12 protein-coding genes are annotated in these 13430 nt (G+C 72.9%); 2 read left to right on the top strand and 10 right to left on the bottom strand.

Features of this window, described 5'->3' with window-relative positions:
* Positions 1-49: 49 nt before the first annotated feature.
* From OG295_RS20945 to OG295_RS20935, 3 genes are read right to left on the bottom strand one after another with little or no spacing between them, the layout of a single operon-like run.
* Positions 50-1228: a dipeptidase gene (locus OG295_RS20945; RefSeq protein ID WP_371678252.1), complete on the bottom strand. Its 1179-nt coding sequence runs from the start codon at positions 1226-1228 to the stop codon at positions 50-52.
* A complete protein-coding gene (purE, locus tag OG295_RS20940) occupies positions 1225-1761 on the bottom strand; it encodes a 5-(carboxyamino)imidazole ribonucleotide mutase (RefSeq protein WP_371678251.1) in 537 nt (178 codons plus the stop codon). Before purE ends, OG295_RS20945 begins: the two co-directional genes overlap by 4 nt.
* A complete protein-coding gene (locus OG295_RS20935; protein WP_371678250.1) occupies positions 1758-2897 on the bottom strand; it encodes a 5-(carboxyamino)imidazole ribonucleotide synthase in 1140 nt (379 codons plus the stop codon). The genes purE and OG295_RS20935 overlap by 4 nt, the downstream gene beginning before the upstream one ends.
* A gap of 198 nt (positions 2898-3095) precedes the next feature.
* Between OG295_RS20935 and OG295_RS20930 the strand changes: the two genes are divergently transcribed.
* Positions 3096-3632 carry a GtrA family protein gene (locus tag OG295_RS20930; RefSeq protein ID WP_371678249.1) on the top strand — a complete coding sequence of 179 codons (537 nt, stop codon included), beginning with the start codon at positions 3096-3098 and terminating at the stop codon, positions 3630-3632.
* A 4-nt stretch (positions 3633-3636) separates the two neighbouring features.
* Here OG295_RS20930 and OG295_RS20925 read toward each other — a convergent pair whose 3' ends face one another.
* Positions 3637-4902: an ATP-binding protein gene (locus OG295_RS20925; RefSeq protein WP_371678248.1), complete on the bottom strand. Its 1266-nt coding sequence runs from the start codon at positions 4900-4902 to the stop codon at positions 3637-3639.
* A gap of 29 nt (positions 4903-4931) precedes the next feature.
* A complete protein-coding gene (locus tag OG295_RS20920) occupies positions 4932-5609 on the bottom strand; it encodes a response regulator transcription factor (RefSeq protein WP_030231763.1) in 678 nt (225 codons plus the stop codon).
* Between the two features lie 469 nt (positions 5610-6078).
* On the opposite strand from OG295_RS20920, the gene OG295_RS20915 reads away from it, so the two are divergent.
* Entirely contained in the window at positions 6079-7605 is a 1527-nt protein-coding gene (locus OG295_RS20915) for an oligopeptide:H+ symporter (RefSeq protein ID WP_266839425.1), read from the top strand.
* 201 nt (positions 7606-7806) lie between these two features.
* Here the strand turns inward: OG295_RS20915 and OG295_RS20910 are convergent, their stop codons facing one another.
* From OG295_RS20910 to hutI, 5 genes are all read right to left on the bottom strand, one after another.
* On the bottom strand, positions 7807-9168 hold the full coding sequence (locus OG295_RS20910; protein WP_371678247.1) for a hypothetical protein: 1362 nt from the start codon (positions 9166-9168) through the stop codon (positions 7807-7809).
* Positions 9165-10259, bottom strand: a complete 1095-nt coding sequence (locus tag OG295_RS20905) for a hypothetical protein (RefSeq protein WP_371681254.1) — start codon at positions 10257-10259, stop codon at positions 9165-9167. The genes OG295_RS20910 and OG295_RS20905 overlap by 4 nt, the downstream gene beginning before the upstream one ends.
* A 101-nt stretch (positions 10260-10360) precedes the next feature.
* Entirely contained in the window at positions 10361-11356 is a 996-nt protein-coding gene (locus tag OG295_RS20900; protein ID WP_371678246.1) for a hypothetical protein, read from the bottom strand.
* A gap of 17 nt (positions 11357-11373) precedes the next feature.
* A complete protein-coding gene (locus OG295_RS20895; protein ID WP_371678245.1) occupies positions 11374-12066 on the bottom strand; it encodes an LPXTG cell wall anchor domain-containing protein in 693 nt (230 codons plus the stop codon).
* A gap of 179 nt (positions 12067-12245) precedes the next feature.
* Positions 12246-13424, bottom strand: a complete 1179-nt coding sequence (gene hutI, locus OG295_RS20890) for an imidazolonepropionase (RefSeq protein ID WP_371678244.1) — start codon at positions 13422-13424, stop codon at positions 12246-12248.
* Positions 13425-13430: the final 6 nt, after the last annotated feature.

Genomic DNA, 13430 nt, shown 5'->3' with positions numbered 1-13430 from the left:
AAGGGGCGGGCCGCGGGGTGGGACCCCGCGACCCGCCCCCGGTGGAGCGTCAGAGGTGGGCGTTCGACGGCCCCCGGGACGCCGACAGGCCACGGGCCACACCTTCGGCGTCGCGCAGCGCCCGTACCGCGTTCGACCAGGTCAGCTTGGCCAGGTCGGCCCGCGACCAGCCGCGCGTGAGCAGCTCCGCGATCAGGTTGGGGTAGCCCGCCACGTCGTCCAGCCCGGACGGGGTGAAGGCGGTGCCGTCGTAGTCCCCGCCGATGCCGATGTGGTCGACGCCGGCCACCGCGCGCATGTGGTCCAGGTGGTCGGCCACGGTGGCCGCGGTGGCCACCGGGCGCGGCCGGCCCGCTTCGAAGGCCCGGTGGAGTTCCATCGCCTCGGGTGAGGTGTCGAGGTGGTGGAGGCCGTGGGCGCGCAGGTTCTCGTCGGCCGCCGCGGTCCACTCCACCGCCGCGGGCAGGATGAACTTCGGCACGAAGGTGGCCATCGCCACGCCGCCGTTGACGGGCAGCAGCTCCAGCACGTCGTCGGGGACGTTGCGCGGGTGGTCGCAGACGGCCCGCGCCGAGGAGTGCGAGAAGATCACCGGCGCGGCGGAGACGGCGATCGCGTCGCGCATGGTCGTCTCCGCCACGTGCGAGAGGTCCACCAGCATGCCGACGCGGTTCATCTCGCGGACGACCTCGCGGCCGAAGTCCGTGAGCCCGCCGTGGCGGGGCTCGTCGGTCGCCGAGTCCGCCCAGTCGATGGTGTCGTTGTGGGTGAGCGTCATGTACCGCACGCCGAGGCGGTGCAGGGCGCGCAGGGTGGCGAGCGAGTTGTTGATGGAGTGGCCGCCCTCGGCGCCCATCAGGGAGGCGATCCTCCCCCGTTCGCGGGCCGCCTCCATGTCGTCCGCCGTCAGCGCCCGCACCAGGGTGTCCGGGTAACGGTCGATCAGCTGGCCGACCGCGTCGATCTGCTCCAGGGTGGCGCTGACCGCCTCGTCACCCGCGAAGTCGGAGCGCACGTACACGGACCAGAACTGCGCGCCGACCCCGCCGGCGCGCAGCCGGGGGATGTCGGTGTGCAGGTGGGCGGACTGGTCGGCGCCGATGTCGCGCCGGTCCAGGTCGTAGCGGACCTGGTTGCGCAGCGCCCAGGGCAGGTCGTTGTGCCCGTCGACGACCGGGTGCTCCGCGAGCAGGCCGCGCGCCTCCTCCAGGCGCTGCGCCGCGCTCACTTGCCGAATCCGAAGGAGTCCGCGCCGGCGACCTTCGTCCGCAGCCGCTTGCCCTTCTCGGTGGCCTGGTCGTTCAGCTCCTGCTGGAACTCGCGCATCCGGGTGAGCAGCTCCGGGTCGTGCGCGGCCAGCATCCGTACGGCCAGCAGGCCGGCGTTGCGCGCCCCGGCGACGGAGACGGTGGCGACGGGAACCCCGGCGGGCATCTGGACGATCGAGAGCAGCGAGTCCATGCCGTCGAGGTACTTCAGCGGCACCGGGACCCCGATGACCGGGAGCGGGGTGACCGAGGCGAGCATCCCGGGCAGGTGGGCGGCCCCGCCCGCGCCCGCGATGATCGCCTTCAGGCCGCGGCCGGCGGCCTGCTCGCCGTACGCCACCATCTCGCGGGGCATCCGGTGGGCGGAGACGACGTCGACCTCGTACGGGATCTCGAACTCGTCCAGTGCCTGGGCGGCGGCCTCCATGACCGGCCAGTCGGAGTCCGAACCCATGACGATGCCGATGACGGGACCTGCGTTAGCGGTGCTCATGCGGTGATGGTTCCTCTGAGGTAGCCGGCTGCGTGACGTGCGCGCTCCAGCACATCGTCCAGGTCGTCGCCGTAGGTGTTGACGTGGCCGACCTTGCGGCCGTGTTTCACGTCCTTGCCGTACATGTGGATCTTCAGCTGGGGGTCGTGGGCCATGCAGTGCAGGTACGCCGCGTACATGTCGGGGTAGTCCCCGCCGAGCACGTTGGCCATGACCGTCCAGCGGGCCCGGGGGCGGGGGTCGCCCAGGGGGAGGTCCAGGACCGCGCGGACGTGGTTGGCGAACTGGGAGGTGACCGCGCCGTCCTGGGTCCAGTGGCCGCTGTTGTGCGGGCGCATGGCCAGTTCGTTGACGAGGATGCGGCCGTCGGTGGTCTCGAACAGCTCCACGGCCAGGTGGCCGGTCACGTCGAGTTCCTGGGCGATGCGCAGGGCGAGGGCCTGGGCCTCGCCCGCGAGGGCCTCGGAGAGGTTCGGGGCGGGGGCGATCACCGTGTCGCACACGCCGTCCACCTGGATGGACTCGACGACGGGGTACGCGACGGCCTGGCCGTGCGGGGAGCGGACGATGTTGGCGGCGAGCTCGCGGACGAAGTCCACCTTCTCCTCCGCCAGGACGGGGACGCCCGCCTTGAAGGGCGCCTCCGCGTCCTCGGGCGTGCGGACGAACCACACGCCCTTGCCGTCGTACCCGCCGCGCACCGTCTTGAGGATGACCGGGAAGCCGCCCACCTCTTGCGCGAAGGCCGCCGCGTCCGCCGGATCGCGCACGATCCGGTGGCGGGGGCTGGGCGCGCCGATCTCGTCGAGCTTGGCGCGCATCACCCCCTTGTCCTGGGCGTGCACCAACGCGTCGGGCCCCGGGCGAACGGGAATGCCGTCCGCTTCCAGGGCCCGGAGGTGTTCGGTGGGCACGTGCTCGTGATCGAAGGTGATCACGTCGCAGCCGCGCGCGAAGGCGCGCAGTGTCTCCAGATCGCGATAGTCGCCGATGACGACGTCGCTCACGACCTGGGCCGCCGAGTCCTGTGGGGTGTCACTGAGGAGCTTGAATCTGATGCCGAGGGGGATGCCCGCCTCGTGGGTCATGCGGGCGAGCTGCCCGCCGCCGACCATACCGACTACCGGGAACGTCACCACTCCAGGGTATCCGGCGGTATTGCGCCATCCGGACGTGCCCTGGCGCATACCCGTGTGCCGGGCCGTGTGCCGTGCGTCGCAGGGGTGCCGAGGCGCGTACGGAGCCCGGGGGCGACACTTAACATGTCGGGGTTGACGAAATCGAGTGACGCTCCAGCGCGGGGCGGCGACGACGGACAGGGACTGAAGGATCACATGAGTACGTCGAAAGCAGCACCGCTGTCCGAGCGCTTCCGCGGTCTCGCCCGGGAGGCGGCCAAGTTCGGTGCGGTGGGCGGGCTGGGCGTCCTGGTCAACTTCGGTGTGTTCAACCTGCTCCGGAGCACGACCGACCTCCAGACGGTGCGCGCGAACGTCATAGCCATCGTGGTGGCCATCGTCACCAACTACATCGGCTTCCGCTACTTCACGTACCGCGACCGCGACCTGGGCAGCCGCCGCCGCGAGATGGTCCTCTTCGTCCTGTTCAGCCTGATCGGCATGGTCATCGAGAGCGGCGTGCTCTACGCGGCGACGTACGGCTTCGGCTGGGACAGCTCGCTGCAGAACAACGTCTTCAAGTTCCTGGGCATGGCGATCGCCACCGTGTTCCGCTTCTGGTCCTACCGGACCTGGGTCTTCCAGGCCCTGCCCGCGCCGGCGGCGGCCTCGCTGGTCGTCGAGCAGCGGGACGGCCACGACGCGCCGGCCGTGGTGCTCGCCCCGGCGCCGGTCGCGCCGGCCGCGAAGTAGCCCCTCAGCGCACCGTCGGTTCCGGCTCGGTCCGCCGCGGCGCGGTACGGCTGAGGAACAGCGCGAACACCGGCGGCTGGCTCTGGAGCAGCTCCAGTCGGCCGCCGTCCGCCTCCGCGAGGTCCCGGGCGACCGCGAGGCCGATCCCGGTGGAGTTGCGGCCGCTGATCGCCCTCTCGAAGATCCGGTTGCCGAGGTCCGGGGGGACGCCGGGGCCTTCGTCCGTGACCTCCAGTACGGCCTGGTTGCCGGTGACCCGGGTGCGCAGCGCGACGGTGCCGCCCCCGTGCATCAGCGCGTTCTCCACGAGGGTCGCCAGGACCTGGGAGACCGCCCCGGGGGTGCCCACGGCCCGCATCCCCGTCTTCCCGGAGCGCACGATGGCCCTCCCGGCGCTGCGGTAGGCCGGCCGCCACTCCTCCACCTGCTGCTTGACGACCTCGTCCAGGTCGAAGGGGACCGCCGAGCCGGTCCGCGGGTCCCGCGAGTTCGTCAGCAGCCGCTCCACCACGTCCGTGAGCCGCTCCACCTGGGTGAGGGCGATGGTGGCCTCCTCCCGTACGGTCTCCAGGTCGTCGGTGACCGTGATCTCCTCCAGCCGCATCGACAGGGCCGTCAGCGGGGTCCGCAGCTGGTGGGAGGCGTCCGCGGCGAGCCGGCGCTCGGCCGTGAGCATCCGGCCGATCCGCTCCGCGCTGGAGTCGAGCACGTCGGCGACCCGGTCCAGCTCGGGAACCCCGTAGCGCTTGTGCCGGGGCCGCGGGTCGCCCGATCCCAGCCGCTCGGCCGTCTCGGCGAGGTCGGTGAGCGGGGAGGCGAGCCGGTTGGCCTGCCGTACGGCGAGCAGCACGGCCGCGACGACCGCGAGCAGCGCCACCGCCCCGACCACCGCCAGGGTCCGCCCGACCTCCTTGGTGACGGTGGCGCGGGACTCCTCGACGGTCACCACCTCGCCCTGCTCCCCGCGGGCGGTGCCCCGGATGACGCTGTCGGGGATCCGGTCGCCGACCTCGACGACGGGCCGGCCGGGGATGGAGATGCGGGCGTAGGTGCCCAGGTCCAGCTGCTCGGCGAGCGCGGAGGGGTCGACCGGCTTGTGCTCCAGCGCGTCCGCCTCGACGGTGCCCAGCAGCCGCAGGGCCTCGGAGCCGATGCGGTCCTGGGCGCTGCTGGTGATGGTCCGGGTCTCCACGATGACGAGGGAGACCCCGAACACGGCGATCACGACGAGCACCACGGCGAGCGTGGAGTTGATCAGGCGGCGGCGCATGGCTTAGAGGATGCCCTAACGGTGCGGGCTCAGCTCTTCTCGAAGCGGAAGCCGACGCCCCGGACGGTGGCGATGTAGCGGGGGTTCGCGGCGTCGTCGCCCAGCTTCTTGCGGAGCCAGGAGATGTGCATGTCGAGGGTCTTGGTGGAGGACCACCAGGTGGTGTCCCAGACCTCGCGCATCAGCTGGTCGCGGGTGACGACCCGGCCGGCGTCGCGGACCAGGACGCGCAGCAGGTCGAACTCCTTGGCCGTGAGCTGGAGCTCCTCCTCCCCCATCCAGGCGCGGTGGGACTCGACGTCGATGCGCACGCCGTGGGTGGCGGGGGCCTGGGCGGCCTCGTTGGCGCCGCGCCGCAGCAGGGCCCGGACGCGGGCCAGCAGCTCGGCGAGCCGGAAGGGCTTGGTCACGTAGTCGTCGGCGCCGGCGTCGAGGCCGACCACCGTGTCCACCTCGTCGGCCCGGGCGGTGAGGACCAGGATGGGGAAGCCGTGGCCCTCGGCGCGCAGTCGCCGGGCCACCTCCAGGCCGTCCATGCCGGGCAGTCCGAGGTCCAGGACGACGAGGTCGACGCCGCCCTGCAGTCCGGCCTCAAGGGCGGTGGGGCCGTCCTCCCGTACCTCGACCTCGTAGCCCTCCCGGCGCAGGGCGCGGGCCAGGGGTTCCGAGATGGATGCGTCGTCCTCGGCGAGCAGTACACGCGTCATGTGGGTGATGGTAGTCCGCGGCGGCTGCGAGGAGGTGCTTGCCCGCACACCCCTCTCGAACTGGGCTTATGAACTACTAACGGCCTTCGAATATGACGAAACGGTTCCCTGGAAGCCTGTGATCCATCTCTCAAGTCCTTCCATATGGCGCAGTGTCCTGTCGTATGGTGGCGAGACGCCTGATGCACTACCCAGGGGATCTTTGTGCCGTAAAGCGAGCCAAGGACCTCAAATTCTGCTCTGGTCGGTTTCATCCGGCCCAGATGACAGTGAATGACCTGTGGGCCGGGCCCTGCGCGCGATGCAGCGCGGAGGGCGTGGATCCCGGTGACTGCTGTTCCTTCGTCTCCCGACCGGAGCCGAGACCCCAGGGCGTGGGGTGGGACACCCGTCTGCCGGTGCCGGCCACCCCCCACCGGGCGCTGAACAGCTCACGAAGCCGAGCGTCCCGAGCAAGCAAGGATCGACCATGGCTTCCAGCCTGACGAAGGACTCGGCGACCCCGGCCGCCGAGAAGACCTTCTTCGGACACCCCCGTGGCCTGGCCACTCTCTTCATGACCGAGATGTGGGAGCGGTTCAGCTTCTACGGCATGAAGGCCCTCCTCCTCGTCTACCTGCTCTCGGGTGGCCCGGATGCCAAGAAGGGCAGCCTGGCCGGCGGTATCGGGATGGACGAGGGCACGGCGATCACCGTGTTCTCCATCTACGTCTCCATGGTCTACCTGCTCGCCCTCCCGGGCGGATGGCTGGGCGACCGCGTCTGGGGCCCCCGCAAGACGGTGACGATCGCGGCCGTGACGATCATGTCCGGTCACATCATCCTCGCCCTCCCGGGCGGCGCGACCTTCTTCGTCGGCCTGGCGCTGGTGGCGCTCGGCTCCGGTCTGCTGAAGGCCAACATCTCGACGATGGTCGGCCAGCTGTACAAGGACGCGAACGACCCGCGTCGTGACGGCGGCTTCACCATCTTCTACATGGGCATCAACGCCGGCGCCTTCTTCGCGCCGCTGGTGATCGGCACCGTCGGCCAGGAAGTCAACTGGCACCTCGGCTTCGCGCTGGCCGCCGTCGGCATGGGCATCGGCCTGATCGCCTTCCTGCTCGGCACCAAGAACCTGAACCCGGTCAGCTCGGTCGTCCCCAAGCCGCTGTCGGCCGAGGAGCGCTCCGCCTGGATCCGCAAGATCGTCGCCGTCGTCGCGGCCGTGGCCGTGTTCTACACCGCCGTCGCCATGGCCGGCATGTTCACCAAGGCCTGGGCGACCATCCCGCTGACCCTGATCGGCCTGATCATCCCGACCGGTGTCCTCATCCGCATCAAGCGGGACAAGGACCTGTCGGGCACCGAGCAGTCGAAGATGACCGGCTACATCTGGTTCTTCGTCGCCGCCGCCGTCTTCTGGATGATCTACGACCAGGGCGCCTCGACCGTCCAGTCCTTCGGTGAGACCAAGGCCTCCGGCGCGCTGCTCGGCTTCGAGTTCCCCTCGTCCTGGTACCAGTCCCTGAACCCGATCTTCATCATGGCGCTGGCCCCGGTCTTCGCCTGGATCTGGGTGTGGCTGAACCGCAAGGGCAACGAGCCGTCGACCGTCGGCAAGTTCGCCGCGGGCCTGTTCTTCATCGGCGTCTCGTTCTTCTTCTTCCTGGTCCCGATCGCCCTGGCGGCGAACGGCCAGACGGTGAGCCCGATGTGGCTCGTCGGGATCTACCTGATCCAGACGGTCGGCGAGCTGTGCATCTCCCCGGTCGGCCTGTCGGTCACCACCAAGATGGCTCCGGCCAAGTACGCCTCGCAGATGATGGGCGTGTGGTTCCTGGCGGTCACCGCCGGTGACTCCGTCACCAGCCTGCTGTCCGACCCGGCCGTGTTCGGCATCGACCTCAACGGCACCGGCGCGGTGGCGATCGAGGCCACCCTGGCCGTCCTGGCCGGCGTCGCGGTCTTCATGTACCGCAAGAAGGTCAAGGCGCTCATGGGCGACGTGCGCTGACGCACGCCCCCGCGGAAGCCGTGAACGGCCCGGCACACCTCCTGGTGTGCCGGGCCGTTCCGTTGTGCGGGCGGGAGCGGGTTCAGGCTCCCTTCACCTCGGTCGCGAACCCCACGAGGAACGAGGCGCCGAGACCGCGAAGCCGTGCGCGCCCACCCGTACGGGGGACGTGCACGGCTTCGGTCACCGGTGCCGGTGCGGCTAGCGGGTGCCGCGCAGGCGGCGCCAGGGGGTGAGGGTGAAGACCGCGGCGCCGAGCAGGATCACCGTGCCGGCGACGAGGGCGAGGGCCTTGACCCCGCCGGTGTTCTCGGCGCCGGTCTCGGCGAGGCCGCCCGCGGCTCCGCCGGTGCCGGAGGTGCCGGCCGTGGTGGCGCCGGTGGCACCGCCCTGCTGGGCGGTGGTGTCCAGCTCCAGGGAGACCGCGCTGCTGGTGGCCTTGCAGGGCACGTTGATCGGGGTGGAGCCGGGGGCCATCGTGACGTCGATCGTCAGCTGGTCGGGGCTGAGCGTGGTCTTGCCCGTCTTGCCCGGCTTGTAGGTGCCGGTCATATCGCTGAGGCTGACCGGGGCCTTGTCCGGGATCGGCTCGGCGTTGGCCGGGCCGGTGACCTTGACCGAGCCGCTGTCGGCGCCGCCCAGCTTGATGTCCATCGAGGGCTTCAGGGCTCCGGCGGGCAGGGCCATGGGGGCCGCCATGGCCCCCTTGGCGGTCTTGACCGTCAGGTCGTAGCCGCCGCCGTTCTTCTTGGCGCTGATCGTGACCGGGGTCTTGATGCCGCCCGGGACCACCGCGCCGCAGTCGTAGGCGACCTCGACGGCCTTGCCGGGGAAGTCGGTCTGGCCGCCGCTGCCGCCGGTGGTGGATCCTCCGGTCGTGGTGGAACCGCCGGTGGTGGAACCGCCGGTGGTGGTGCCGCCCGTCGTCGCCCCGCCGGTCGTCGTGCCGCCGGTCGTCGCCCCGCCGGTCGTCGCCCCGCCGGTGGTGGTGCCGCCGGTCGTGGTGCCGCCGGTGCCGCTGCCGGCCGCCACGTCGATGGTGGCCCCGCCGCTCACCTCACCCGTCGGCGCGCACTTCGTGACGAAGGTGCCGAAGGAGAAGGTGACCGCGACCTCGTACCTGCCGGGGGTCAGGCTGATCTTCCCCGCCTTGGTCAGCTTCAGCTTGCCCTTCATGACGGACATGACCATCGGCGCCTTCTTGGGGATCTCGGGGTTCTTCTTCTCCCCCACCACCTTCAGCTCGCCCATGCCCCCGCCGAGCGCGATCCAGCCGGTGGGCTGGACCGCGTCCTTCGGGATCACCATCAGGTCGGTGTTGTTCGAGGCGGGCTTGACGGTCTCCCAGGACACGTCGACCTCGTCCCCGACCTTCGCCGTGGCCGGTGCCGTGATCCTGGCGGTGGTCTCGCCCTCCACCGGATCACCGCCGCCGGCCGGCGGCACGCACCTGACCTTGAACGTGGCGTCGGCGGCCTGGGCGGGCGAAGCCGCCATGGCGATACCCGCGCCGCTGAGCAGCAGCGCGACCACGGCCGCGCTCACCCTCCGTTGGGTCTTCACGAGTGTCCCTTCGTCGTCTGACTGTGATCGGACGGTGCGGATGTCTGTGGGGCGCGCGGCCGGCCCGCGTCGGGCAGCGGCTGCGGCTGCGGCTCCGGGGTGAACCACGGCAGGACCGGGGCGGGGCCGGCCGGGGGCGGCCCCGCCGGCGCCCGTTCCCCCGCGCCGGGGAGCCGCGGCAGCCGGGCCGTCACCGCGGAGGCCGCGTGCCGGCGGCCCCCGCCGGGGGCGGCGGTGCGCGGGCGGACCTTGTCGACGACGGCCATGCCGAGCCGGAAGAGGGCCGTCGGGATCACCACGAGGAGCAGGGCCCAGAACAGCAGCACCCCGTACGGGCGGTCGACGCCCCACGGCTGGGTGGCCAGGACCGTGTCGCCGTACTTGAGGGAGACGGTGTAGTCACCGTGGGCGCCGGCCGGGAGCTCCACGTCCAGTGCGACCTCGGCCTTGCCGCCGGGCGCGATGCTGCCCTTCCAGCGGGCCTCCTCCCACGTCGGGGCGAAGACCCCGTGGGCGGTGCCGAGCCGGAAGACCGGATCCTTGACGGGGGCCGAGCCGAGGTTGCCGACGGTGACCCGGAACTTCCTGCCGGGCGGCGCGCCGAACCAGGTCAGCACCCCGTCGTCGCCGGTGAGGCGGACCCCGGTGAGCATCGCGAGGCGGGCGGTGCCGGATTCCGCGGGCAGTTCGGCCACCGGATGGTCGGTGATCCTCAGCGGTACGGCGACGGTGGACTGGTCCCCGTTGACGGAGGTCACGTTCACCACGCAGGGGCACGGCTTGGGCGGGGCCACGACCGGCAGCCGGGCGGCGAAGCGGCCGTCGTCGCCGACCGCCACGGCGACCCCGTCGGCGTTGGCGCAGCTGTTGGTGCCGCCGATCATGTTCTGGCCGCAGACCAGCAGCATCACCATGGTCCTGGCCCGCCAGCCGGTCCCGTCGACGGCGAGCTCGGTGCCCTTGGCGGCCTCCTGGAGGGAGAGCGTCACGGCGGGCTTGCCGGTGTCGGCGGCGGCGGGCGCCGCGGCCGGGAGCAGCGCGAGGGCGGCGAGGGCGGCCAGCGCGGCGAGCGCGGCCGGCAGGGACGCGATGCGGGCGCGGCGGCGGGCGGCGCGGGGCACGGGGCCGCGGGCGGCGTCGGCCGTGCGGACGGGGCCGGGGGTGCGGCCGGGGGTGCGGCCGGGGCTGGGGCTCACCTGGACGCTCCCGTCAGCTCGGGTTCCGGTGCGGGCGCCGCCGCGGTCGCGGGCGGCTCGGGGGGCCGTTCCCGGCCGGTGCGCCGGGTCCGTACGAGGAGCAGCGCGGCCGTCGCGAGCGTGCCGAGGGCGAGCAGTGCGACGCCGAGCCGCGCGGTGGTCCCCCCGGGCAGGAGCCACGCCGACGCGCGGGCGGTGGCCGGTGCGGCGCCGGGGGCGGTGACCGTGAGGGTGAGGGCGACCCGGTCGAGGGCGGGGGCGCCGGGCCAGGGCTCGCTCAGCTCGACCCGCCGGCCGGGCAGCAGCTCGACGGGCACCGCGTGGGCGCTCCGGCCGCGGACCTCGCCGAAGCGGCCCTCGGCGCGGACCGCGAGCTCCGGGGCGAGGGCCACGTTGCCGCGGTTGACCAGCGCGTACCGGATGACGGCGGAGGTGCCCGAGCCGTGCACGGCGACGTCCTCGACGGTGAGGGCGGCCAGTGCCGGGCCGCCGACGCGCAGGTGGACCCGTACGGCCGCCTCGTGGCCCGCCTCGGTGGCGACGACGGCGGCGGGGTGGTCCCCGGGCGCGGCGGCGGGCGGCACGGTGACGGTGAAGGGGACCACGGCGCGGGTGCGCGGCGGGACCTTCACGGTGGTGGCCGCGCCGAAGCTGATCCAGGACCCGGCCCCGGCCCCGACGCCGGCCGCCGCCGGTGCGCCCTCCCCGGCCGGGCGGACCGCGAGGGCGCCGTCGGGGGTGTTGTAGGCGTCGGCGCCGCGCAGGGTGACGGTCCGTTCGCGGTCGCCGGGGTTGGCCAGGGTGAGGCGGTCCTCCAGGACGGCGCCGGCCGCGCCCGCGAGGTAGAAGTACGGGCGCGGGGTGCCGGGCCGCCCGGTGGCCGGTTCGGCGGTCCAGCCGGGCTCGTCGGCGGCCGCGGCCGGGGTGCCGTGGAGGGCGGCGGCGGCGAGCAGCGCGGCGCCGAGCCGGGTGAGGGTGTGGAGCACGCGCATGGCCGGGGCCGCTCCGTTCAGGGCCGGGTCTCGCCGGCCCGGCGGCCGCGCCGGGTCAGCCAGAGCGTTCCGGCGGCGCCGGTGAGCAGCACGGTGGCGCCGAGGGTGCCGAGGGCGAGGGCGGAGTCGGCGGGTCCGGTCTGCGGGAGGGTGTCGCCGGTGGGCGGGGCGGGGTCCCGGGCGGGGTCCTGGGCACCGCCCGCGCCCGTCACCTGGAGTTCCAGGGAGGGCTTGGGGCCGTTCCCGGGGGTGCAGGTGGTGGTGGTCCCCATGGCCTTGATGGTGAGGACCCCGGCGGTGAAGGTGACCTTGCCGCTCTGCTTGGGGGTGTAGGTCCCCGAGAGGTCGCTGATCTTGATGGGGGTGTTGGCGGGCACGGCCTCGGAGTTGGGCGGGCCGGAGACCTGGACGGTGCCCTTCTCGGCGCCGTCGGTCTGGATGACGGCGCTGGGGGTCATGGCGCCCTTGCCCAGTTCGATGGGGCTGGAGGAGACGCCCTTCTGGAAGGACATCGTCAGCTTGTAGCCGTCGCCCTCCTTGACGGCCTTGATGTCGATGGGCGAGACCGCGGACTTGTCCCCGATGGGGGTCTTGCAGTCGTACTGGACGTCGACGACATCGGCGTGGGCCGCGGGGGCGGCGAGCAGCACCGCCGATCCGGCCAGCGCGGAGGCCAGCGCGAGCGCGGTGGAACGTTTCCGGTCGGACACCTTCGTCTTCCCCTCGGGCCACAAGTTACTGACGACACATCAGATTGGTGGCTCAAGGTACGCCCGGGACCTTGCGGAGGGAAGACAAAGGACGGTCCGGTTCGACGGCCTCCCGGACGTGCCGTTTCCGGCCGTTCCGGGGCGCGCGGGGCCGTCGGGCGGGGGGTCGGGCGGGGGCGTCAGGCGGCGCGCACCCCCCGCTGCCAGACGGCGGAGACGAGCGGGACGCCCGGCCGGTAGGCGAGGTGGACGTGGCTGGGCGCGTCGAGGAGCGCGAGGTCGGCGCGGGCCCCGGGGCTGATCCGGCCGATGTCGGTGCGGCGCAGCGCGGCGGCGCCGCCGGCGGTGGCCGACCACAGGGCCTCGTCGGGGGTCATGCCCATGTCGCGGACGGCGAGCGCGATGCAGAACGGCATGGAACTGGTGTAGGAGGAGCCGGGGTTGCAGTCCGTGGACAGGGCGACGGTGGCGCCCGCGCCGAGGAGGCGGCGGGCGTCGGGCCACTGGGCGCGGGTGGAGAACTCGGCGCCGGGCAGGAGGGTCGCGACGGTGGTTCCGGCCGCCTGGGCGAGGGCGTCCACGTCGGCGTCGGTGAGGTGGGTGCAGTGGTCGGCGGAGGCGGCTTCCAGCTCCACGGCGAGCTGCACGCCGGGGCCGTGGGAGAGCTGGTTGGCGTGGACGCGCGGGATCAGCCCGGCGGCGGCGCCGGCGGTGAGGATGGCGCGGGCCTGGTCGCCGTCGAAGGCGCCCTTCTCGCAGAAGACGTCCACCCAGCGGGCGTACGGGGCGCAGGCGGCCAGCATCTCGCCGGTGACGAGGTCGACGTAGCCCGCCGGGTCGTCGGCGTAGTCGGGGGAGACGATGTGCGCGCCGAGGTAGGTGACCTCCTCGGTGTGCGCGGCGGCGATGCGCAGGGCCCGGGCCTCGTCGGCGACGGTGAGGCCGTAGCCGGACTTGGTCTCGAAGGTGGTGGTGCCCTGGCGGCGGGCCTCGTCGAGGTGGCGCAGCAGGTTGGCCTCCAGCGCGTCGTCGCTGGCGGCGCGGGTGGCGGCGACGGTGGTGCGGATGCCTCCGGCGGAGTAGCCGCGGCCGGACATGCGGGCGTTGAACTCGGCGGTGCGGTCGCCGGCGAAGACGAGGTGGGAGTGCGAGTCGACGAAGCCGGGGATGACGGCGCGGCCGTTCGCGTCGAAGGCGGCGTCGGCGGCGGGGGCCGTGTCGGCGGGTCCCACCCAGGCGATGGCCTCGCCGTCGATGACGACGGCGGCGTTCTCGATCAGGCCGAGGGGGCTGCCGTCGCCGAGGGCGGGGTCGTTGGTGACGAGGCTGCCGATGTTGGTGATGACGGTGGTGGTCATGGGTTC

It is taken from the genome of Streptomyces sp. NBC_01276, from assembly GCF_041435355.1.
In the GTDB taxonomy this organism is placed as follows: domain Bacteria; phylum Actinomycetota; class Actinomycetes; order Streptomycetales; family Streptomycetaceae; genus Streptomyces.
The sequence above is the reverse complement of the archived record's forward strand: the minus strand, read 5'-3'. Positions and strand labels throughout refer to the sequence as shown.